Source organism: Paractinoplanes polyasparticus (assembly GCF_019710575.1).
Lineage (GTDB): Bacteria > Actinomycetota > Actinomycetes > Mycobacteriales > Micromonosporaceae > Actinoplanes > Actinoplanes polyasparticus.
In genome coordinates this window covers 54649-76701 of sequence record NZ_JAHWFK010000061.1, presented here as the reverse complement: position 1 = coordinate 76701, position 22053 = coordinate 54649, and the positions used below count along the sequence as shown (strand labels likewise).

The following is a 22053-nucleotide window of genomic DNA, read 5'->3' as shown; positions in this document are numbered from 1 at the left end:
GGGGCGGTGAACTTCCGGTCTATCTACCAGCACGGGTTCGCGCGGGTCGCCGCGTGCACCAACCACGCCGCCATCGCCGACCCCGCCGCCAACGCCGAGGCGATCCTGCGTACGGCCCGCGAATGCTCGGAACAGGGCGTGGCCGTCGCGCTCTTCCCCGAGCTGGGGCTCAGCGGCTATTCGATCGAAGACCTGCTCATGCAGGACGCGCTGCTCGACGACGTGCTGGCCGGGCTGCGCACGGTCGTCGCCGGGTCGGCCGAGCTGCTGCCGGTGCTCGTCGTCGGGGCGCCGCTGCAGCACCGCAACCGGGTCTACAACTGCGCGGTCGTCGTGCACCGCGGCCGGATCCTCGGCATCGCCCCGAAGTCGTACCTGCCCAACTACCGCGAGTTCTACGAGAAGCGGCAGATCGCGGCGGGCGACGACGAGCGCGGCGGCAGCTTCACCCTCGACGGGCAGCAGATTCCCTTCGGCACGGATCTGCTGTTCGAGGCCGCGGACGTGCCCGGCCTCGTGGTGCACGTCGAGATCTGCGAGGACATGTGGGTTCCGATCCCGCCGAGCGCCGAGGCCGCGCTGGCCGGGGCGACCGTGCTGCTCAACCTCTCGGGCAGCCCGATCACCGTCGGCCGGGCCGAGGACCGCAAGCTGCTGTGCAAGTCGGCGTCGTCGCGCTGCCTGGCCGCGTACGTCTACGCCGCCGCCGGCCTGGGCGAGTCGAGCACCGACCTGTCCTGGGACGGGCAGACGATGATCTTCGAGAACGGCGTGCTGCTAACCGAATCGGAAAGGTTCCCCCTCGGCGACCTGGCCTCGGTGGCCGACATCGACCTCGACCTGCTCCGCCAGGAGAGGCTGCGGATGGGCAGCTTCGACGACAACCGGCGCACCCACGCCGGCCGGACTTCTGAATTCCGGCCCGTACGGTTCGAGCTCGACCCGCCGACAGCCGACCTCGGCCTGCGGCGTCGCGTCGAGCGCTTCCCGTTCGTGCCCGCGGACGTGCAACGGCTCGCGCTGGACTGCTACGAGGCGTACAACATCCAGGTCGCCGGCCTGCAGCAGCGGCTCGCGGCGATCGGCAACCCCAAGGTGGTCATCGGCGTCTCCGGCGGTCTCGACTCGACGCACGCGCTCATCGTGGCGGCGCGGGCGATGGACCGGGCCGGGCGCCCGCGCAGCGACATCCTGGGTTTCACCATGCCGGGCTTCGCCACCAGCGCCGGTACGAAGAACAATGCGCTCCGACTGATGCAGGCCCTCGGAGTGACGGCGGCCGAACTGGACATCACGTCGACGGCGAAGCTGATGCTCACCGAGATGGGGCACCCCTTCGCGTCGGGCGAGCCCGTCTACGACGTCACGTTCGAGAACGTGCAGGCCGGGCTGCGCACCGACTATCTGTTCCGCCTGGCCAACCAGCGCGGCGGCATCGTGCTGGGCACCGGCGACCTGTCCGAGCTGGCGCTGGGCTGGTGCACCTACGGCGTAGGCGACCAGATGAGCCACTACAACGTCAACGGCGGCGTGCCGAAAACGCTGATGCAACACCTGATCCGCTGGGTGGTCAGCGAAAAGATCTTCGACCCCGAGGTAGGCGAGGTGCTCACGTCGGTGCTCGACACCGAGATCAGCCCCGAGCTGGTGCCCGGAGCCGAACTGCAATCAACGGAAAGCACGATCGGCCCGTACGCCCTGCACGACTTCGCGCTCTTCCACATCCTCCGCTACGGCATGCGCCCCTCCAAAATCGGCTTCCTGGCCTGGCACGCCTGGCACGACGCCAACGCGGGCGCCTGGCCACCCAACTTCCCCGCACCGAAGCGGGTGTCCTACGACCTGCCCGAGATCCGCCACTGGCTCGAGCAGTTCTGCCGTCGCTTCTTCGCCTTCGCCCAGTTCAAGCGCTCCGCCATGCCCAACGGCCCCAAGGTCGCAGCGGGCGGTTCCCTCTCCCCGCGGGGGGATTGGCGCGCCCCGTCCGACGGCAACGCGAACGCGTGGCTGCGCGACCTGGAACGCTGGGACAAGGCCACCGATGTCTGACCGGTCCCGCCGCGCTCTTCGGACCGCCGTCGTCCTGACCGGCTGCTTCACCTGGGCGATGGTGGTCGTCGGCTGGTCGTTCGCCATGGTGGAGCGAGGCGACCCGAGGTGGTGGGTGCTGCCGATCTTCGGCACCGTGGTCCTGCTGATCGCCGTGCTGGCCGTCCGGAGCCTGCCCGCCCCGACCGTCGTCCCGGCGGCACTCCCGCCGGTGTCCTCCACGCCGCCTCCGCCCGCACCGCCCTTCTCGCGCGCGACCTCCTCCCGCACGGCCTCCTCGCCCACCCCCTCCTCGCCCGGGCTTTCCTCGCCCACCCCCTCCTCGCCCGGGCTTTCCTCGCTCGCCGTCTGCGAGCCGCTCAGCCCGCGCGAGATGGACGTGCTGCGTCAACTGGCCGCCGGCCGCTCCAACCGCGAGATAGCGGGCATCCTCTTCGTGGCTCCGGGCACGGTGAAGGCCCACCTGAGCCACATCTTCCGGAAGCTCGGGGCGACCAGCCGCCTCCAGGCAGTCGCCAACGCCCGCCAGGCCGGCCTCCTGGAACCACCACCCACAGCCGGCCGACCCGCGACAGCACCGCCCGGCGCCTCTGACGCGGGGCCTACCGGCCGGCCCGAGCGCTGACCGGCCGGCTGCGGCCGCGCCGACCGGCCTGGACAAGTCAGCATCGACGTCTTTAAACCCCGGCCTAGGCCCATCGGCAGATGCCCCGCAAGCTGCCCGGTTCCTAGGGTCGGCCGCCATGAGACGCCATATCCCCTACGCCCTCGCGGCGGTGTTCGTCATCGTGGTCCAGGGGCTCTCCCTGGCCGAGTTCCTGCCCGTGCCCCTGGCGCTGCTCGCCGGCACGGTCTGGGCGGTGCTCATCAGCTTCGCCGCACGAGCCGTCAGCCGCCGACCGGTCGTGAGCGCACGGGTCGAGGACACCCTCATCGGCCTGGGAGTCACCGCGATGGCGCTGTTCGGCTTCGGCGGCGCCATCGGCATTCTGCTCTGGAACGTCGCCCTCGACAGCTCCTCGATCACCGGCGAGACAATGGTCGGGCTGTTCCTTCCCAGCATCCCCATAGCGATCGCCGCGAACGTTCCGACCGAGCTGATCATCATCCCCGCCCTGCTGATCCTCGGCTGGCACTCCGGCCGCCGCCGACTGTTCCTCGTGCTGGGCGCCGCCCTCTATTTCGTCCTCCGCATCTGGACCTACGCCACCTTCGCCGCCGATCGCCTCGACTTCGACACGGCCGAGCGCTCCGTCACCCCGTTGACCGCCGCCGAACGAGCCCAGTTCGAGGCCGGCCTCCACCTCGACGACCCGCGCTGGATCGTCAACCTCCTGATCTTCTTCGCATTCCTCCTGGCTGCCTTCACCCGCCCGTCCACCGGCCGGACAGCCGCCGGCGGACGGCGGAAACTGTCGTACGGGCCTGCGAGGATGCGCGGCATGGAAGAAATGCTCAGCCGCCAGGCGGCGTCGGATGCGGTGGGTGACCATGGGTGGCGGCTGGTGCTAGGGGCTTTGTGCAGCTCGGTAACGGTGAGCTCGCTGGCTGAGTCCGTCGAGGTCGCCTCCCGGGCGGTGGCGGCCTGTGGCGCACACGCCGATGGGCATCTGCGGGCCGATGTCCGGGCTGACCGGGTCGTGCTCACGGTGCAGACGCTCGCGATCGGAGCGGTGACCGGGCGAGACACCGAGCTGGCCCGGGCGATCACGGCGGCCGGGCTGAAGACCGAGCCGGCCGCCGGCCGGAGGTCCGTTCAGCAGCTCGAGATCGCCGTCGACGTGCTCGACATCGCGTCGGTCCGCCCCTTCTGGCAGGCAGTGCTGGGCTATGCCGACGAGCCGGGCGCCGACGCCGACGGCCCGCTGGTCGACCCTCTCGGCCAGGGCCCGGCCCTCTGGTTCCAGCAGATGGATCACGCTCGCCCTCAGCGCAACCGCCTGCACTTCGACATCTCGGTGCCGCACGACGAGGCCCCGCACCGCATCGAAGCCGCTCTCGCCGCGGGTGGCCGGGTGCTGTCCGACGTCCGAGCCCCGTCGTTCTGGGTGCTGGCCGACCCCGAAGGCAACGAGGCCTGCGTGACGACTTGGCAGGGCCGCGACGTGTAACCACATTCCGAGCCCGCCACGTGCGATGCCGCCTCACCCTCACGCCGCGGAGCGCGCGCCCGCGCCCGCTGCGCTTCCCAAATAGACCACACGACGCCGCCCCACGCCCCGCCCCGCCCCGCCACGCGCCGCCACGCCCCACCCCGCGCCGCCACGCCCGTGCCGCCACGCCACGCGCCGCCACGCCCCACCCCGCGCCGCCACGCCCGTGCCGCCACGCCACGCGCCGCCACGCCCCGTGCCGCCCCGCCACGCCACGCCCCGCCACGCCCCCCGCCACGCCCCCCGCCACGCCACGCCCCCGCCGCCCCCGCCCCGCCCCGCGCCGAGAAGAACGCGATGTCGGCGATCAGGAACAGCAACCCGCCGGCGCCCGCAAAACGGTGCTGCTAAGCCGAGCCGAGCCGAGCCGAGCCGAGCCGAGCCGAGCCGAGTAAATCCTCCACACTGGACGCGGAGGCGGCCTCAACCCAAGTGCGCCGACAGCCCCCAGCTGCGTCCAGACTCAAGCTGCGCCCCAACCGACGCGGCACTCCTGCCCAGCGAGCACTTCAGCTCACGCGGCACTCCGGCCCGCACGGTACGTGGCGCACCCGCCCACAGTTCTGACGCCACACGCTCCTCCACAGCTGCGCGGGACCGCCCGAGCCCGGACCGATCACGCAGCGGCCCAAGACCTGACGCCATCGACAGGTCAGATCGCGCCGCGGACCAAGCCCGCCGCACCCAAGACTGCGCAAGCGCGCCCGGCGGCCACGCGACGCCGCCGGCGACCAGAATCACGCTCTAGGTCAAAGTCACGGCATAGACGTGGACCCGGGGGTCGGCGGGGAGAGTGATCGAGCGAATCTGCTTACCGGCGCTCAGCGGAATCCGGGCCCCGAAAAGGGCCACCGGCGGGCCGTCGACCCCTTGACCGGCCTTGATGCGGTGGGGCATCGAAAGGACGGCCGTGGTGCCCGGGGCCGCCGTGCCGCACCAGTCGGCGACGGTCAATGGCGTCGACGCGTACGTGCCGTCCGTGTAGCCGACGGTGACGGAGGTTCCCACGGGACCGTTGTGGCTGGTGAGCACCAGGTTGGCGGCGGTTCGGGTGGCGGGCGGCAGCAACAGGGTCTGCCCGGTTGCGGGCACGAAATTGGGTGCCGTGCCGGTGGGGTCGGGGGCGTCGTAGGTCACGCCGGACCACGTGACGGGACCAGCCGGGGGCAGCAGGGTGGCGTCGTAGCTCCAGCCGCTGCCGTCGAAGTTGCCCTGGGCGGGGGCGGCTACCGTTGCCGTGCCGTCGCGGGAGCGGGAGGACGCCAGGGTGACCGCGCACTGGCCGGCTGCTGACGATGCGGCGCAGCCGACGGGCGTCGTCACAACCAGGCCGGCCGACTTCTGCAGGGTGGCACCGGCCCCGGTCACCGTGACCGCGAGGGGGTACGTGCCTGCGGCGGCGCTCGCGGGGGCGGTCACCGTGACCGTCGCGGTGCCGGAGACCGGCATGTTTTGTGACGTCAGCGTGCCGGGCTGGCGGACCGTCGCCGTCCAACCGGCGGGGGCAGCGGCCGACACCCTCGGTGTCAGCGACGTCGGCGCCTGGCCCACCAGGTCGACCGTCAGGGTGGCGGAGCCGCCGGGAGGCAGGGCCGCGGTCGGCGGGCGGAGGGTGGCGTCGAGCCGAGTGCGGTTGTCGGGGGCGGCCTGGTTGACCGACGGCGGCTCGGCGTCGGCGGACGTTCCCCATGACGACGGGGTCGAGCCCAGCGTGTGGGTGATCGTGCCGCCCGCGCCGATCGCTGACCACGGCACCCAGTTCCTGGTCAGTTCCGCGCCGTTGACCTGGGCCCGTTGGATGTAGCGGTTCTGGTCGGAGGCGCCGGGGGCGGTGATCGTCAGCGGGCCGCCCTTCAGGGCCAGCGTGGCCGAGGGGAACTGCGGGCTCGAGACGGCCAGGAAGTTCGCCCCGCTCATCGTGGGGTAGAGGCCCAGCGACGAGAAGACGTACCAGGCGCTCATCGTGCCCAGGTCGTCGTTGCCGGTCATGCCGTCGGGACCGGTGGTGAACAGCGTCATCGCGGCCCGGACGACCGTGGCCGTCTTGGCGGGGGCGCCGGCCCAGTGGTACATGTACGGCGCGAGCAGGTCGGGCTCGTTGTTCGGGTTGTAGGTAGCCTTGGCGTAGTAGTCGTAGGGGCTGGCGATCCACTCGGAGCGCGCGGTTCCGGCCGGGTCGTTCAGCAGTTTCGCGTACGCGAAGAAGTCGTCCAGGCGGCGCTCGGCGCCCCCGCGGCCGCCCATCAGTCGCACCAGCCCGGCCGGGTCCTGCGGCACCAGCCATTGGTACTGGTAGGCGCCGCCCTCGTGGAACTGCTGGGACGCCGCGACCGGGTCGTACGGGGTGAGCCACGTGCCTTCGACCGTGCGCGGCCGGAACTGCTTGATCGAGGAGTCCCAGAGGTTGCGGTACCACTGGCCGCGACCGGCGAAGAGTTGCGCGTCGGCGGTCCGGCCGAGCCCGGCCGCCATCAGTGCCAGCGACGCGTCCGCCGCCGCGTATTCGAGCGTGGCCGACGCCGGGTGCACGCAGTCGTTGTCGCCGCCCTTGTGCACGCAGTCCGAACCGAGCCGCAACCCGGACGGGATGTAGCCGCGGTCGCTGTAGTACCGGATCCCCGTACGCCCGTTGTAGGGCGACCCGGCCGGCGGCTCGCTCAACGCGTTGGCTCGCAGGAGCGTGTAGGCCTCAGCCTCATGCCCGGCCAGCAGCCCCTTGGACCAGGCCTCGACGAGGAACGGCGTCACCGGGTCGCCGGTCATGATGTTGGTTTCGCTGTTGACGAGCGCCCAGCGGGGCAGCCAGCCGCCGTCGCGGCCGATCGCCAGCACGCTGAGCGCCACGTCGCGGGCGACGTCCGGGGTGAGCAGTTCGAGCAACTGGTTCTGCGGGCGGTAGGTGTCCCAGAGCGAGAAATTCTGGTACGGCGTGTAGCCCACCGCCTTGTGCACGGTGCGGTCGAAGCCGACGTACGAGCCGTCGACGTCCCCGGCCAGGTTGGGGTGCAGCAGCGAATGGTAGAGCGCCGTGTAGAACGCCACCTGCCTCTCCTGCGTACCGCCGCCGATCTTGACCTTGTCGAGCGCCGCCACCCACTTGGCGCGCAACGCCGCCCGGGTCGCGTCGAAGTCGTAGCCGCTGGTCTCGGCGGCGAGGTTGGCCCGTGCGCCCGGCAGTCCCGTGTACGACAGTCCAACCTTCAGCACGACGTCCCGGTCGGCCGAGGCGTCGAACGTGACGTACGCGCCGTTCGAGCCCGATCCGGCCGCGTCCCGGCTGCCGTCGGAGCGGGTCGAGCCCCGCCAGGTGCCGAACGCGGCGAACGGCCGGTCGAACGAGGCCGTGAACCAGACGGTGTGGTCGTCCTTGCCGGCGCAGAAGTTGCCGGCCTCGACCCGTCCCTCGATAGTCCGGTCCCCCACCACGTGGATCTCGGAGTCGAACACGGACTGGTTGGCCTTGCCCGTGTTGAACAGGATGTTGGCCGCCCGGGTGGCCGGGAACGTGTGGCGCTGCCAGCCCGTGCGCTCGGTCGCGGTGAGTTCGGCCCGCACGCCGTACGTCGGGAGCCCCACCCGGTAATAGCCGGGCGACGCCTGCTCGTCGTCGTGGCTGTACGCCGACCGGTAGGCGTTCGGGTCGACGCTGGTGATCGCGCCGGTGGTCGGCATGATCGGCAGCTCGCCGGCGACACCGCAGCCCACGCCGGACAGGTGCGTCTGGCTGAAGCCGTAGATGGTCGACTGCTTGTAGTCGTACCCGCCCTGACCGCCGGTGTCGGGGCTGACCTGCACCATGCCGAAGGGCGCGGCGGCCCCGGGGAAGGTGTTGCCGAAGTTCTGGGTGCCGACGAAGTTGCGGACGAGATCCACCGGCGCCTCGGCGGCGGCCGCCGAAGCGGCGGCGGGCGCAACGGTGGAAGCGGCGGCGGGCGCAACGGTGGAAGCGGTGGCGGGCGTGGCGGCCAGACCGGCGACGAGAACGGCGCTGAGCAGCAAGTGCATGGATGAACCTCCCGTGACAACGTTGTCACCACAAAGTTACGTACGTCAATGCCTTTGCTCCTGATTTGCCTCCGGGAACTGCTCAAGGCCGCCCCTCCGGTCCCGATCTAGGCCCTACGACCACCCACCTCGGGGTGGTTTCTTGGTGGACCGGAGACACGTCTGATGGCAGCCAGCACCTCAGCACGGACCGGCAACCGGCCACCGGCCGGGTGGTACGCGCTCTGCGCCCTGGTCGGGTTCTTCGTCGTGGCGTTCGCGCTCGTCCTGAGCACCGGAGCCGGCGGCGCCGACTTCGGGCTGCTCGTCTCCAACTTCGGTCTGTGCTTCGCCGCGATCGCCGCGGCCGTGGCCTGCCTGTGGCGGGCCCGGCTGTTCACCGGGCGCATGCGCTGGGGCTGGGCCCTGATCGGCCTGGGCGTGCTGAGCTGGGGCCTCGGCCAGGCCGCGGCCTGCTGGACCCAGACCGTCCTGGGCCGCGAGGTGCAACTGCCGTCCCAGGCCGACCTCGGCTACCTCGGCATGGTCCTGCTCACCCCGATCGGCCTGCTGGTGCTGCCGAGCCGCACCCAGGCCCTGGCCGGCCGGGTGCGCAGCGTCCTCGACGGCCTCATGGTCGCCGCCTCGCTCGTGCTGATGGCCTGGATCTTCGTGGTGCAGCCGCTGCTCGACGCCGGCCAGAGCGGCCCGCTCGCCCTCTACGTCAGCCTCGCCTACCCGCTGGGTGACGTGGTGATCGTGACGATGGTGCTCTACATGCTGGCCCAGCAGCGCCGCGGCGGCCGCACCTTCAACCAGCTCGCGCTGGTCGGCGCCGGCATCGGGGCATTCGCGGTCTCCGACATCGGGTACGCCTACCTCAACCTGCTCGGCAGCTACAGCTCGGGCGGCGTGACCGACGTCGGCTGGTTCACCGGATTCTCGCTGATCCTGGTGGCCGCGCTGATGCCGGTCCGCCGCAACGACGAGTCCACCGAGGCGGACAGCGGGCAGCCGGTCGGCATCCTGCTGCCGTACGTGGCGGTGCTCGCGGCCCTGTTCACCTCGGTCGTCTGGTACGCGACGACGGGGCACAGCAACGGCTTCGTGGCCTACACCCGGTCGGTCCTGATCCTGCTGATCGTCGGCCGCCAGCTGCTCACGCTGCGCGAGAACCGCAACCTCACCCGTACGCTCGAGGCCCGCGTCGCCGCCCGCACGGCCGAGCTGTTCGCCAGCGAGCAGCGCTTCAAGGCGCTCGTGCAGCACAGCTCCGACGTCGTCACCGTGGTCAGCCCCGAGGCCGACGTGCTCTACCAGAGCGAGTCGGTGCAGCGGGTCTTCGGCTACCCGGCCCGTTTCCTGCACGGCCGCCGCCTCGCCAAGCTGCTCGACCCCGAGTCCGGCCTCCGGCTGGCCCAGGCGCTGCGGCAGGTCGCGGGCCGGCCGTACGCGACGACCGTGCTCGAGCTGACCGTCCAGCACCGCGACGGCCGGCGCCGGCAGGCCGAGATGACCATCACCAACCTGCTCAGCGACCCCAGCGTGGCCGGCCTGGTGCTCAACACCCGCGACATCAGCGAGCGCAAGGAGCTGCAGGACCAGCTGGTCCACGAGGCGTACCACGACGCGCTGACCCAGCTCGCCAACCGCGCGCTGTTCCGGGAGCGGGTCGGCGACGCGCTGCGCAACCGCCCGGACGCCGGTGAGGTCACCGTGCTCTTCCTCGACCTCGACGGCTTCAAGGAGGTCAACGACAGCCTCGGCCACCTGGCCGGCGACCAGCTGCTCGTGCAGGTGGCGGACCGGCTGCGGGCGTCGGTGCGCGAGGGCGACATCGTGGCTCGCTTCGGCGGCGACGAGTTCGCCGTGCTCATCGAGTCGGACCGCGGCGGCGACGACGCCGAGCAGGTCGCGCAGCGCATCATCGACGTCCTCGAGGAGCCGTTCGCCAGCGACAGCCGCGACATCCACGTGCAGGCCAGCATCGGCCTGGCCGCGGCCGGCATGCTCGCCGACGGCGAGGCCGACGGCGCCGAGCAGCTCATGCGCAACGCCGACCTGGCCATGTACAAGGCCAAGTCGGCCGGCGGCAGCGGCTACGCCAGCTACGACCCCGAGATGCTGTCGGGCCTGGTGGCCCGGCTCGAGCTGGAGGCCGACCTGCGAGTGGCCCTCGAACGCGACCAGCTGAAGCTGCACTACCAGCCGACCGTCGACCTGGGCAGCAGCGAGGTCATCGGCTTCGAGGCGCTGGCCCGGTGGATGCACCCCACGCGCGGCCTGATCCCGCCGGCCGAGTTCATCCCGATCGCCGAGGCCACCGGGCTCATCGTCCCGCTCGGCCGCTGGGTGCTGCGCGAGGCGTGCCGCCAGGCCGTCGAGTGGAGCAACGCGGGCGACGGGCGCCCGGTCAAGATGGCGGTCAACGTCTCGGTCCGCCAGTTCGACCGCGAGGACCTGGTCGACGTGGTCGCCGAGATCCTCGCCGAGACCGGCATGCCGGCCGACCAGCTGTGCCTCGAGATGACCGAGAGCGTGCTGATGACCGACACCGACGACAACCTCGAGCAGCTCGTCCGGCTCAAGGCGCTCGGCGTCACGCTGGCCATCGACGACTTCGGCACCGGCTACTCGTCGCTGGCCTACCTGCGGCGCTTCCCGGTCGACACCCTCAAGATCGACCGCTCGTTCGTCGAGCGGCTGGGCGCCCTGACCGACGACACCGCGCTGGCCGACACCATCGTGCAGCTCGGCAAGAGCCTCGGCATGGCCACCGTGGCCGAAGGCATCGAGGAGTTCGGGCAGCTCGCCGCGCTCCGCGACATGGGCTGCCACTTCGCCCAGGGCTACTACTTCTCCCGCCCCGTCCCGGCCGCCGAAGCCGGGCGGCTGTTCCTCGAAGGCGCCGACCCCCGACTGGAGATCCCCGCATGACCTCGTGGCCCACCCCGCTCGCCCCCGCGACGCTCGGCGGCATCGTCGACATGCCCACCCCGTACCTGGTCACCGACCTCGACACGGTGGCCGCCCGGCACGCTTCGTTCCGCGCCGCGCTGCCCGGCGTGCAGGTGCACTACGCGATGAAGTGCAACCCGGCCGAGGAGATCCTGCGCACCCTGCACAGCGAGGGCGCGAGCTTCGAGGTCGCCTCCATCGGCGAGCTGCGCATGCTCCAGGCCATCGGGGTCGACCCGGCCGACGTGCTCTACAGCAACCCGGTCAAGCCGCCCGCGCACATCGCCGCCGCCCACGCGGCCGGCCTGTGGCGGTTCAGCTTCGACTCCCCCAACGAGCTCACCAAGATCGCCGAGCACGCCCCCGGCGCGGCGGTCTACGTGCGGCTGCGGGTGGACGACGAGGCCAGCGTCTTCCCGCTCTCCCGCAAGTTCGGCACGGACGTCGAGGACGCCTACGACCTGCTGCTGCTCGCCCAGCGGCTCGAGCTGCGACCGTACGGTGTGACCTTCCACGTGGGATCGCAGTGCCTGCGCCCTTCGGCGTGGGCGTCCGCCATCGACGCTGCGGGCAAGCTCATGGACAGGTTGCGGCACGAGGGCATCGACCTCGAGATGCTCGACATCGGCGGCGGCTTCCCGGCCCGCTACACCACGGACGTGCCCTCGATCGAGCAGATCGGCGCGGCCACCACCGAGGCGCTGGACGCCCTGCCCTACCGCCCCGGCCTGATCGTGGCCGAGCCCGGCCGGCACCTGGTGGCCGAGTCCGGCGTCCTGGCCGCCACGGTCATCGGGCACGAGCGCCGCGACGAGGAGCACTGGCTCTACCTCGAGGTGGGCGCGTTCAACGGCCTGATGGAGGTGCTGCAGACGCCGGGCGGCTGGGACTTCCCGATCCGGACATCTACTTCTGTCCAGGAGGGCGATCTCGTGCCGTACACCGTCACCGGCCCGACCTGCGACAGCAGCGACACCATCGGGTACGGGATCATGCTGCCGGCCGGGCTGAAGACCGGCGACGTGCTCTACCTCGGCACGACCGGGGCCTACACCCTGGCGTACGCCTCGGACTTCAACGGCTTCGACCAGCCCACCCCGCTCTTCGTCGGGGCCCTGCCGGCCGCCGCCGCCACGCGCCGCCTGACCGGATCCGGCCGGCCACGTGACTGATGCGCCGGTGGCACGACGCGGACGACGCCGGGCCGGTCCCGGCGGGTTGCGCCGCGCCGGTCGCCTGCGCGAACTCGTCGCCGCGGGCGTCGTCGACTCGTTCGGCATGGCCCTGGGCTGGACGTTCATCGTGCTCATGGCCACCGCCCGGGGCGGACTGGCCGAGGCGGCCCTCTACAACGCCGCGATGCTGGTCGGCGTGGTGCTCTCGGCCCCCGTCATCGGCCGGCTGGCCCGCCACCTCGACGGCCGCACCCTGCTGCGCGGGGCGGCGGGCATCGAGGTGCTGCTGCGCTTCGGCACCCTGTACGGCCTGATCGCGGGCTGGCCGTCCTGGCTGATCGCCCTGCTGGTGGTGCTGCAGCACGTGGCCGCCTGGGCGGGTTTCGCCGGCATGCGCGCCGAGGTGTCCGCGGTGGACGCTTCGGCCCGCTCGATGACCCGCTACGCGGTGGCCATCGCCGGTGTCGAAGCCGCCGGCACAGCCCTCGCGGCCCTGCTGCCGACGGGCACGCTCGGCTATCCCACGGGCTGGCTGCTGATCGCGGTCTTCGTCGTCTACCTGGGCTCCCTGCTGCCGACGGTGCTGGTCGCCCGCCGGGCCCGCATCACCCCCCGCCCGTCCCCCACCCGCACGCTCGCCGTCCCGCTGCCGGCGCAGGCCCAGACGGGCGCGCTCTCGGCCGCAGCCCGCGCGACCGCCACCACCCCTCCGGCCGACGCCGCGCGGCGCGGCGGGCGCCGGGCGGCCAGAACCATGCCGGCGCGCTGGCGGCACGCCGCCGCATCACCGTCGTCCGCGGCCGGATGGCAGGTCCCCCAGCTGCGCATGTTGGTCGCCGGAGCCGGCGTCATGGTGCTCGCCTCCGGCCCGACGCTGCTCGCCGTACCGGTGGTAGCCGAACTCCACGGCCACAACTGGGTAGCCGTCTCCGCGATCGCCTTCTGTCTCGGCACCCTGCTGGCCACCCGCGCGGTCGCCGTCCTGAGCCGCCTGCGACTTCCAGCCGTGCTGCGCTGGTGCCTGTGGGGTCTCGGCATGCTCGCCGGCTGGATCCTGGCCCCGGTCTACGCCCCCATGGTGCTGCTGGCCCAGTTCGCAGCCGGCCTGAGCCAAACAGCCTTTGAAGGCGACATGGACGCCCGCGTAGCCGCCGAAGCCCGACCCGAATCCGTCACCCGGGACCTGGCCTACAGCGCCTCGGTACGAGCGATGGGCGGCGCGCTGTCGGTGCGCCTGCTCCCCATGGTCGTGGCCACCTCCGCCATCGGCGTCGCCGCCAGCGCCTCAGCCCTGATCCTGGGCACAGTCACCCTGATGCTCTGGGCCGGCCTCTCCACGGCCCCCCACCTGTTCCGCCGCCCCGCCCACCCCTGACCATGGGCCCGCAATGCACAACGCACGGTAAAGCGGTTGACGGAGCGCACGTCGATCCGCAGCATGGCGGCATGACAACTGCGCGTGGCATCGCTTCGTTCGTCCGGTGCCCTGTGAACACTGCGGGCTGATGACCCTCTAACAGCAGCGAACCAACCCGGCACCGGATCGACTTCTCGATTCCGGAGTACTTGCGCATGTCGTCCTATCGTCTTTATCTGCTTGTCTGTGGTGTCGGCTCGTTCGCGTCGACCACCGCCTTCACTCTCAATCTCATCTATCAGGCGACCGTCGTCGGGCTGTCGCCGCTTCAGCTCGTCCTCGTCGGCACGCTGATGGAAGCCGTGTGCTTCGTCGCGCAGGTGCCGACGGGGGTGATCGCCGACCGGTACAGTCGCCGGCTCAGTGTCATCGTCGGCTACCTGCTGATGGGGGTCGGGCTGATCGTCTGGGGCCTGTTCCCGGTGTACGCCGCGATTCTCGCCGGCACCGTGATCTGGTCGATCGGCGTGGTCTGCGTCGACGGGGCCGAGGAGGCCTGGGCCGCCGACGAGATAGGCCCGGACCGGGTGACCAACGCTTTCGTACGCGGTGGTCAGATCGGTCAGGCGGGTCGGCTGTTCGGCATCGTCGCTGCCGTCGGGCTCACGGCGATCGCGCCGGCCCTGCCCATCGTGGCCGGTGGGGTCGTCACGCTGGGTCTCGGCGTACTGCTGGTGGTTGTCATGACCGAGGACAACTGGAGTCCGGCGCCGGTCGGCTCGTGGCGGTCGATGCACCGTCAGGTGGTCGACGGGGTGCGGACCGTGCGGCACAGCGCGGTCCTCGCCGCCATCCTCGGCGCCACTCTTTTCGCGGGCATGAGCAGCGAGGGCTTCGACCGGCTGAGCCAGCCGTTCCTGCTGCCGTTCCTCGGCGGGCATCCGGTCGAGCTGGTCTTCGGCGGTCTCGCGATGACCGCCGCGCTGGGGTCGATCGTGGTCACCGGACTGGCGGGCCGATGGATCGACGCCGTGCGCCCCCAGCGCGTCGGCCGCGTGCTGGCCGCCGTTCAGGCGCTGACGGCTTTCGGCATGATCGGCCTCGGCTGGGCCGGTCACTGGTGGGTGGCGGTCGGGCTCTATCTGGGCGTACGCCTGATGCGCGACTCGGCACAGCCGGTGCTCAACGTCTGGCTGGTCTCGGCGACCGCACCCGGATCGCGGGCGACCATCTTCTCGATCGTGTCGCAGGCCGACGCGCTCGGTCAGGTCGCGGGTGGCCCGCCGGCCGGCTTCGTGGCTCAGCGCCGCACGATCGGGGCCGGCATCTCGGTGGCGGGACTTTTCGTGCTGCCCGCCGTGGCTCTGTTCGCCCTGGCCGCGAAACGCTCCCCGGAACCGCGGCCGGAAGCTGTCGCAGCTACTGCTGTGGGCGGCGCAACAGGTACGTGTCCATGATCCAGCCATGTTGGTCACGGGCGTCGGAGCGGGTCTTCACGATGTCGTCGGCGACCTCGGACACGCGGCCGGAGCGGAGGATCTCGTCGGCCGTGCCCACGTAGGCGCCCCAGAAGATGTCCACGTCGGGGTATGCCGTGAAGGCCTGCTGGGCGTCGAGCATGACGACGACGTCGTCGACGCCCTCGGGCCAGCCCTCGGCGAGCCGTCGGCCGGTCGTCACCTGGTACGGCCGGCCGACGCGGTTCAGCGGCACCCGGTGTTTCGCGGCGAGCGCCGACACGCTGCTGATGCCGGGGATCACCTCGTACTCGAACTCGATGGTCCCCCGGGCGAGCACCTCGTCGAGGATGGCCATCGACGAGTCGTACAGGGAAGGGTCGCCCCACACCAGGAAGGAGCCGGTCTCGCCCTCGCGCAGGTGCTCGACCAGCAGCTCCTCGACGACCAGGGCCCGGCGGTGCCGCCAGTCCCCGACCGTGCCCTCGTAGTCGGCGGGGGTGCGGTCGCGGTCGGGGTCGCGGCCGGTGACCATGCGGCGGGTCGGCTTGGAGTAGCCGCGGATGATCCGCTCCCGCAGGTCGATCATGCTCTGTTTGAGCTCACCCTTGTCGAGCAGGAAGAACACATCGGTGCGCCCGATGGCCTTGGCCGCTTGCAGGGTGAGGTGGTCCGGGTCGCCCGCGCCGATCCCGATCAGACTGATCTTCCGCACCCGCACCAGTGTGCCCGACACCCCCGGCGGCCCCGTCGACGGCCTCAGGCGGAAGGGAGACGAGGGGTCGGCCTCAGTCGGGGAGGATCGGGACGGACGGGCCCAGCTCGCGGCCGATGGTGGCGGCCCGGCTCAGCGAGGACGATCCGAAACGGTCGCGGACCGCGTCCATCGCCACGTCGAGACGGTCGTCGCCCACCTCGTCGAACAGCGACGGCTGCACGTGGCCGTCGCCGTCCAGGTTGCTCATGGCCACGCCGACCAGGGTCAGCCCCCGCTCCTGGATCAGCGGCAGCGCCTCGTGCAGCAGGTCGCGCGCGGTCGAGGCGATCGCCCGGGTCTGCATGGTCGCCTTGAGCAGCGAGCGCGAGCGGGTCGCCCGGCCGAAGTCGTCGAAGCGCAGGCGCACCGTGACCGTGCGGCCGGCCCGGTGGGCGCTGCGCATGCGGCGGGCCACACGGTCGACCAGCGCGTCCAGCGTGGCCTCGACCTCGGTGAACGGGCGGGGACGGCGGCCCAGGGCGCACTGCGCGCCGATCGAGCCGCGCCGGTGCCCCACCCGCACCCGCCGCGGGTCCCGGTTCTGCGAGAGCGCGTGCAGGTGGCGGCCCGCGCCGGGGCCCAGCATCGAGACGAGGGCGGCCTCGCCGATGCGGGCCACGTCGGCCACCGTGGTGATGCGATGTTCGCGCAGCTTGGCCGACGTGACGGGGCCGACACCCCAGAGCCGCTCGACCGGCAGCGGGTGCAGGAACGCCAGTTCCTGGCCGGCCGGCACCTCGAGCAGGCCGTCCGGCTTGCCGACGGCGCTGGCCACCTTGGCCAGGAACTTGGTGCCCGCTATGCCGACCGTGATGGGCAGACCGACCCGGGTGCGCACCTCGGCGCGCAGGCGGGCGGCTATCTCGCGCGGGGTGCCGCTGACCCGCAGCAGGCCGCCGACGTCGAGGAACGCCTCGTCGATGGAGATGCCCTCGACCAACGGGGTGGTGTCGCGGAAGATCTCGAAGACCGCCTTGCTGGCCGTCGTGTAGGCCCGCATGCGGGGCGGCACCACGACGGCCCACGGGCACAGCGCCTTGGCCTGACTGATGCCCATGGGAGTGCGGACGCCCCGGGCCTTGGCCTCGTAGCTGGCGGCCAGCACCACCCCGCCGCCGACGAGCACCGGACGTCCGCGCAGGGCGGGGTCGTCACGCTGCTCGACCGACGCGTAGAAGGCGTCGAGGTCGGCATGCAGGATGGCCACGGCGACACTATAGAACACTTGTTCGATAACCAGAATGGTTGCATGACGAGACCACCCCTGGCCGAGCGGTTCGACCTGCAACCCCACCCCGAGGGCGGCTGGTACCGCGAGACGTTCCGCTCCGAACACACCTTCGAACCGGACGGGTACGCCGGTCCCCGCGCCGCCGCGACCGGCATCTACTTCCTGCTGCAACCGGGCGAGCGGTCGGCCTGGCACGTCGTACGGTCGGACGAGCTGTGGTTCTGGCACGCCGGCGGCCCGCTGACGCTGCGCTTCGGCGGTGACGGTGAGCACCCGGCCGAGGAGAGGACCGTCACGCTCGGTGTGGGCGACGGCCACCAGCCGCAGGTGCTGATCCCGGCCGGCGTGTGGCAGGCCGCGGAGCCCGCGAGCACGGAATACGTGCTGGTCAGCTGTGTCGTGGCCCCCGGCTTCGACTTCGGCGACTTCAGGCTCGAAGACAACGGATCGTAACGAAGTATTCGTCCGGATCGTGACGCCGGTCATGTCCCTCGGGGAATTCGGGGACCACAATCTCCGTTGGTCAGAAGCGGCCCCGGGCCTACCCCGTCCGGGCCGAAGCAGAGAAGAACTCCGCCTGGAGGAACCACCATGTCGCCTCACGGCGCGACGGTTCGGGAGCTCGACCAGCTCACCTGCCGCGTGTTCGACAGCACCCGCAGCTCCGGGGCGCGGCTCGCCGCGTACCGGATCGACGGGACCTTCTACGTCGACATCGACCTGCCGGGAATCGACAAGGCCGGTATCGACATCTCGGTGGACGACGGCGTCCTGACCGTCCGCGCGGAGCGTCGTGCGGACGCGGCCGGAAACGCCGCCTCGACCCCGGGTCCGGCGACCCGCGAGGTCGACCTCAGCGAGGCCGAGTCGCTGGACACCGATCGCCTCGAAGCCCTGTGCGACAACGGAGTGGTCACGTTGCACATTCCGATCGTTCACGAGCCCCGGACGAGCGAACTGGCGGCCGCCGCCGCCTGACAACGAAGACGAAGAAGCCGCCATCCAGTCCCCTGGATGCGCGGCTTTTTCAATGCACGAACTGCAGCCAGTTCACATTGACGAACTCGTTGCCGTCGTCACGCACGAAGACCAGGAAGACCGTGTGTTCGCCGGTCGTAGGTTCGATGTCGACCTGATCAGTACGCCACTTCTGCCACCCGCCGGTGCGCGTGACGTTCAGCGTCCCGATGGCGGGCCGGTCGGCGCCGTCGAGCCGGATCTCCATCCGGCCGCCCTCGGCGTCCGACGCCACCCGCACGTCGAGCTTCGTGGCCGCCACCGGGCCGAAGTCGACCCCGTCGATGCGCAACTGGTCGCCGTTGGCGATCCAGCCGACGTTCTGCCCGCCGCCCTCGTCCTCGGTCGGCTGGGCCTCGATGCCGGTCAGCTGGTCGGCCGCCTCGGCCTCCAGCCTCGGATAGACCGTGGGCGTCGGCGCCTCGCTGGTCGGCGGCGCGGACGGAGTGAGCGACAGTGGCGACGACGACGGCACTGCGACGGGAGACGCCACGGCCGGCGCCGGCGTGTCCTGCCAGCGGCCGAGGCCGTAGCCGGCCAGCACCAGGCCGAGCCCGGCCAGCGCGATCAGGGAGCGCTGCCGGACCCGGTGGGCCTTGGTGCGATAGACGGCGGGGCTGGGCGGCGGAACCAAGGTCAGGCCGTCTCCGCGAGGATCGACTCGGCCGGCGGCTCGGCGAAGTGGCAGGCCACGCGCTGGGCCGGGGCCCGCTCGATCAGCGCCGGGTCGTCGGTCGCGCAGATGTCCTGGGCCTTCCAGCAGCGGGTGCGGAAGCGGCAGCCGGACGGCGGGTCGACCGGGCTGGGCACATCGCCGACCAGGCGGATCCGGTTCTTGGGCGGGACGCCGCGGACCACGCCGATGTCCGGCACGGCCGAGAGCAGCGCCTGCGTGTACGGGTGCTGCGGCTTCAGGTAGAGGGCGTCGCGCGGGCCCTCCTCGACCACGCGGCCGAGGTACATGACGGCGACCCGGTCGCAGAAGTGCCGGACCACGCCGAGGTCGTGCGCGATGAACACGAACGCGATGCCGAGCTCCTTGCGCAGGTTCTCGAGCAGGTTCATGACCTGGGCCTGGATCGACACGTCGAGCGCGGACACCGGCTCGTCGGCCACGATGATCTTCGGGCGGGCCGCGAGCGCCCGGGCGATGCCGATGCGCTGCCGCTGGCCGCCGGAGAACTCGTGCGGGTAACGGTTGTAGTGCTCGGGGTTGAGGCCGACGACCTCGAGCAGCTCCTGCACGCGGGACAGTTCGCCGCTCTTGGGCACCATGCCGTGCGTACGCAACGCCGTGCCCACGATCGTGCCGACCGTGTGCCGCGGGTTCAGCGACGAGTACGGGTCCTGGAAGATCAGCTGGATCTCGCGGCGGTACGGGCGCAGCTTGCGCTCGGACATGTGCGCGATGTCGACACCCTGGTAGCGGATCTCGCCGGCGGTGGGCTCGAGCAGCCGGGTGATCAGGCGCGCGGTCGTGGACTTGCCACAGCCCGACTCGCCGACCAGGCCGATCGTCTCGCCCGGCTGCACGGTCAGGTCGACCCCGTCGACGGCCTGCACCCACTGGGTCTTGCGCGCCAGGAAGCCTTCGCCCTTGGCCTTGAAGTGCATCTTGACGTTCTGGAGCTCGAGCAGCGGGGCCCCGGGCACCGAGCGGACGCCGGACTTGGCGGGGGTGGTGGCAGCGGTCATCGTCTTGGTCCTCTTACGGCAGCCGGGGCAGAACTTCGGTCTCGAAGACCTTGTCGGGATCCTTCAGATGACACCGCGAGGTGCGGCCCAGGTCGGCCGTCCGCGGGATCAGGTCGGGCCGCAGGGTGGTGCACCAGTCGTCCGGCACGCGATCCTTGAACTCGCAGCGCGGGTGGAACGGGCAGCCGGACGGCACGGCCAGCAGGCTGGGCGGCGAGCCGGGGATCGGGTGCAGCGGCTGCGGTTCGCCGGTCAGCGCCGGGATGCTTTCGAGCAGACCCCACGCGTACGGGTGCAGGGGCTCACCCAGAATCTTGTTGACCGGCCCGTGCTCGACCGCGGTGCCGGCGTACATGACCAGGATGTCGTCGGCGATCTCGGCCACCACACCCAGGTCGTGGGTGATGAAGACGACCGCGGAGCCGAAGTCGCGCTGCAGGTCGGCGATCAGGTCGAGGATCTGGGCCTGCACCGTCACGTCGAGCGCCGTGGTGGGCTCGTCGGCGATCAGCAGCTTGGGGTCGTTGACCAGCGCCATCGCGATCATCGCGCGCTGCCGCATGCCGCCCGAGAACTCGTGCGGGTACTGGTCGACGCGGCGGCTCGGGTTGGGAATGCCGACCCGGCCCAGCATGTCGATCGCGCGGGCCTTGGCGACGCGCTTGCTGACGTTGTTGTGCGCCCGGTACGACTCGATGATCTGGTTGCCGACCGTGAAGTACGGGTGCAGCGACGACTGCGGGTCCTGGAAGATCATCGCGGCGTCGCCACCGCGGAAGCCCTCCAGGTCCTTGTCGCTCATGTTGACGACCTCGCGGCCGCCGACCTTGATCGAGCCGGTGATCCGGGCGACCCGGCGGTCGTGCAGACCCAGGACCGCCATGCTGGACACGCTCTTGCCCGAGCCCGACTCGCCGACGATGGCCAGCGTGCGGCGCAGCGGAACCGAGTAGCTCAGCCCTTGGACGGCCCGCACCAGGCCGTCGGCCGTGGGGAACTGCACCTGCAGGTCGGTGACCTCGAGGTAGGCCTCTTCGCCGGTCGCCGCCGCGCGGGGGACGCGGCTCACCGTCTGGGGGACTCCGGTGGTCTGGTCGCTCATGCTGCCGCCTTCGTGCTGCGGGACGTGGATAGCGGGGTGCGGACCGGGATCATCCGAGCCGGACCCGCGGGTCGAGGAACGTGTAGACGATGTCCACGACCAGGTTCATCACAACTAGTACCGCCGAGCCGATCAGGACGCCACCCATGAGCACCGGGAGGTCGTACTGCCCGAACGCCCGCAGGGTCAGCAGGCCGAGGCCGGGCAGGTTGAAGATGCTCTCGGTGAAGATCGCGCCGGTGAGCTGGAACGCCAGGTCGATGCCGAAGATGGTGACGACCGGGGTGAGACCGGCCCGCAGGCCGTGGCGGTAGACGACCCGCCGGCGGCTGATGCCCTTGGAGGTGGCGGTGCGGACGAAGTCCTGCCCGAGCGCCTCGATCATGGAGGCGCGCGAGTACCGGGTGTAGGACGCGGCGTTCGTCACGCCGATCGTCAACCACGCCGCGAGCAGACCGCTGGCCCAGGTCAAGGGATTGTCCAGGAACGGGTGATAGCCCGAGTCGGGCAGGAACGTGGCGTAGAGGGCGATCAGCAGGGCGAAGACGAAGTACGGGATGGCTTGGACGACCAGCGTCGTGCCGACCACGAAGCGGTCGAGCGACGTTCCCCGCACCTGGGCCGCGATCGTGCCGCTCAGGATGCCGACGATGAGGTAGACGACGGCGCCACCGAGAACGATGGAGACCGTCACCGGCAGGGCCGCGCCGATCAGCTTGGTGACCGGCTGACCGAGCGTGTAGGAGTAGCCGAGGCAGGGTGCGTCGCAGTGCCGGACGACGCCGCCGGTGGAGTACTCACGCCCGACGACGATGCCCTTCATGTAGAGGGCGATCTGTTCGACCTTGGGCTGGTCGAGGCCGAGGCTGGCCTCGATGTCGGCGACCCGCTCGGGCGTGCAGCGGGGGCCGCAGATGACACCGGCCGGGTCGGTCGGGGCGAAGAAGAACAGCGCGAAGCTGGCCACCAGCGTCACGATCACGACGGAGATCGCGCTCAGGACGCGTTTCAGGATGTACAGCAGCACCGCTTGCTCCTCTTTCATCACGGCGCCGGGGATGGTTTCCCGGGGTTCGATCGGACGCGCGTGGAGTGACCGCGAGCGCCGGAGGTCTTTA

Annotated in this window: 16 protein-coding genes; 9 read left to right on the top strand and 7 right to left on the bottom strand. The window is 71.2% G+C overall.

All coding sequences use genetic code 11. The features are described from left to right. Positions 1 to 6: 6 nt before the first annotated feature. The 3 genes from KXC43_RS44980 to KXC43_RS52030 all read left to right on the top strand — a co-directional run bounded on the left by KXC43_RS44980 (position 7) and on the right by KXC43_RS52030 (position 4160). Positions 7 to 2049, top strand: a complete 2043-nt coding sequence (locus KXC43_RS44980) for an NAD(+) synthase (RefSeq protein WP_221382419.1) — start codon at positions 7 to 9, stop codon at positions 2047 to 2049. Next, a complete protein-coding gene (locus KXC43_RS44975) occupies positions 2042 to 2674 on the top strand; it encodes a response regulator transcription factor (protein ID WP_221382418.1) in 633 nt (210 codons plus the stop codon). Before KXC43_RS44980 ends, KXC43_RS44975 begins: the two co-directional genes overlap by 8 nt. A 118-nt stretch (positions 2675 to 2792) precedes the next feature. Then, the gene (locus tag KXC43_RS52030; RefSeq protein WP_255645910.1) at positions 2793 to 4160 is read left to right on the top strand and encodes a 4a-hydroxytetrahydrobiopterin dehydratase family protein; all 1368 of its coding nucleotides are present in this window, start codon (positions 2793 to 2795) and stop codon (positions 4158 to 4160) included. 786 nt (positions 4161 to 4946) lie between these two features. On the opposite strand, the gene KXC43_RS44965 is transcribed toward KXC43_RS52030, so the two are convergent. After that, positions 4947 to 8207: a GH92 family glycosyl hydrolase gene (locus tag KXC43_RS44965; RefSeq protein WP_221382417.1), complete on the bottom strand. Its 3261-nt coding sequence runs from the start codon at positions 8205 to 8207 to the stop codon at positions 4947 to 4949. A gap of 165 nt (positions 8208 to 8372) precedes the next feature. On the opposite strand from KXC43_RS44965, the gene KXC43_RS44960 reads away from it, so the two are divergent. From KXC43_RS44960 to KXC43_RS44945, 4 genes are all read left to right on the top strand, one after another. After that, a complete protein-coding gene (locus tag KXC43_RS44960) occupies positions 8373 to 11123 on the top strand; it encodes a putative bifunctional diguanylate cyclase/phosphodiesterase (protein ID WP_221382416.1) in 2751 nt (916 codons plus the stop codon). Next, positions 11120 to 12316, top strand: a complete 1197-nt coding sequence (locus tag KXC43_RS44955; protein WP_221382415.1) for a type III PLP-dependent enzyme — start codon at positions 11120 to 11122, stop codon at positions 12314 to 12316. The genes KXC43_RS44960 and KXC43_RS44955 overlap by 4 nt, the downstream gene beginning before the upstream one ends. A gap of 7 nt (positions 12317 to 12323) precedes the next feature. Further along, positions 12324 to 13694, top strand: coding sequence for a hypothetical protein (locus tag KXC43_RS44950; protein WP_308129548.1), 1371 nt, complete (start codon positions 12324 to 12326; stop codon positions 13692 to 13694). A 197-nt stretch (positions 13695 to 13891) separates the two neighbouring features. After that, on the top strand, positions 13892 to 15133 hold the full coding sequence (locus KXC43_RS44945; RefSeq protein WP_221382414.1) for an MFS transporter: 1242 nt from the start codon (positions 13892 to 13894) through the stop codon (positions 15131 to 15133). Here the strand turns inward: KXC43_RS44945 and cobF are convergent. Continuing rightward, the gene (gene cobF / locus KXC43_RS44940; RefSeq protein ID WP_221382413.1) at positions 15096 to 15848 is read right to left on the bottom strand and encodes a precorrin-6A synthase (deacetylating); all 753 of its coding nucleotides are present in this window, start codon (positions 15846 to 15848) and stop codon (positions 15096 to 15098) included. The genes KXC43_RS44945 and cobF overlap by 38 nt on opposite strands. Before the next feature lie 73 nt (positions 15849 to 15921). Continuing rightward, complete coding sequence (gene dinB / locus KXC43_RS44935; protein ID WP_221382412.1) at positions 15922 to 17097, bottom strand: DNA polymerase IV; 1176 nt, start codon at positions 17095 to 17097, stop codon at positions 15922 to 15924. Positions 17098 to 17139: 42 nt separating this feature from the next. Between dinB and KXC43_RS44930 the strand changes: the two genes are divergently transcribed. Both KXC43_RS44930 and KXC43_RS44925 read left to right on the top strand, forming a co-directional pair. Then, a complete protein-coding gene (locus KXC43_RS44930) occupies positions 17140 to 17574 on the top strand; it encodes a cupin domain-containing protein (RefSeq protein WP_221382411.1) in 435 nt (144 codons plus the stop codon). A gap of 138 nt (positions 17575 to 17712) precedes the next feature. Next, positions 17713 to 18099, top strand: a complete 387-nt coding sequence (locus KXC43_RS44925; RefSeq protein ID WP_221382410.1) for an Hsp20/alpha crystallin family protein — start codon at positions 17713 to 17715, stop codon at positions 18097 to 18099. A gap of 49 nt (positions 18100 to 18148) precedes the next feature. Here KXC43_RS44925 and KXC43_RS44920 read toward each other — a convergent pair whose 3' ends face one another. From KXC43_RS44920 to KXC43_RS44905, 4 genes are read right to left on the bottom strand one after another with little or no spacing between them, the layout of a single operon-like run. Further along, a complete protein-coding gene (locus tag KXC43_RS44920; protein ID WP_255645909.1) occupies positions 18149 to 18772 on the bottom strand; it encodes a carbohydrate-binding protein in 624 nt (207 codons plus the stop codon). A gap of 2 nt (positions 18773 to 18774) precedes the next feature. Next, positions 18775 to 19833: an ABC transporter ATP-binding protein gene (locus KXC43_RS44915; RefSeq protein ID WP_221382409.1), complete on the bottom strand. Its 1059-nt coding sequence runs from the start codon at positions 19831 to 19833 to the stop codon at positions 18775 to 18777. 13 nt (positions 19834 to 19846) lie between these two features. Continuing rightward, positions 19847 to 20935, bottom strand: coding sequence for an ABC transporter ATP-binding protein (locus KXC43_RS44910; protein WP_221382408.1), 1089 nt, complete (start codon positions 20933 to 20935; stop codon positions 19847 to 19849). Between the two features lie 49 nt (positions 20936 to 20984). Continuing rightward, on the bottom strand, positions 20985 to 21962 hold the full coding sequence (locus KXC43_RS44905; protein ID WP_308129547.1) for an ABC transporter permease: 978 nt from the start codon (positions 21960 to 21962) through the stop codon (positions 20985 to 20987). Positions 21963 to 22053 lie beyond the last annotated feature (91 nt).

What these genes read in the sequence shown, in the direction of transcription:
- KXC43_RS44965 (WP_221382417.1), bottom strand. Translation starts at nt 8,207, where the DNA reads ATGCACTTGCTGCTCAGCGCCGTTCTCGTCGCCGGTCTGGCCGCCACG.
- KXC43_RS44930 (WP_221382411.1), top strand. Translation starts at nt 17,140, where the DNA reads ATGACGAGACCACCCCTGGCCGAGCGGTTCGACCTGCAACCCCACCCC.
- KXC43_RS44915 (WP_221382409.1), bottom strand. Translation starts at nt 19,833, where the DNA reads ATGACCGCTGCCACCACCCCCGCCAAGTCCGGCGTCCGCTCGGTGCCC.
- KXC43_RS44960 (WP_221382416.1), top strand. Translation starts at nt 8,373, where the DNA reads ATGGCAGCCAGCACCTCAGCACGGACCGGCAACCGGCCACCGGCCGGG.
- KXC43_RS44945 (WP_221382414.1), top strand. Translation starts at nt 13,892, where the DNA reads ATGTCGTCCTATCGTCTTTATCTGCTTGTCTGTGGTGTCGGCTCGTTC.
- KXC43_RS44910 (WP_221382408.1), bottom strand. Translation starts at nt 20,935, where the DNA reads ATGAGCGACCAGACCACCGGAGTCCCCCAGACGGTGAGCCGCGTCCCC.
- KXC43_RS52030 (WP_255645910.1), top strand. Translation starts at nt 2,793, where the DNA reads ATGAGACGCCATATCCCCTACGCCCTCGCGGCGGTGTTCGTCATCGTG.
- KXC43_RS44925 (WP_221382410.1), top strand. Translation starts at nt 17,713, where the DNA reads ATGTCGCCTCACGGCGCGACGGTTCGGGAGCTCGACCAGCTCACCTGC.
- KXC43_RS44955 (WP_221382415.1), top strand. Translation starts at nt 11,120, where the DNA reads ATGACCTCGTGGCCCACCCCGCTCGCCCCCGCGACGCTCGGCGGCATC.
- KXC43_RS44975 (WP_221382418.1), top strand. Translation starts at nt 2,042, where the DNA reads ATGTCTGACCGGTCCCGCCGCGCTCTTCGGACCGCCGTCGTCCTGACC.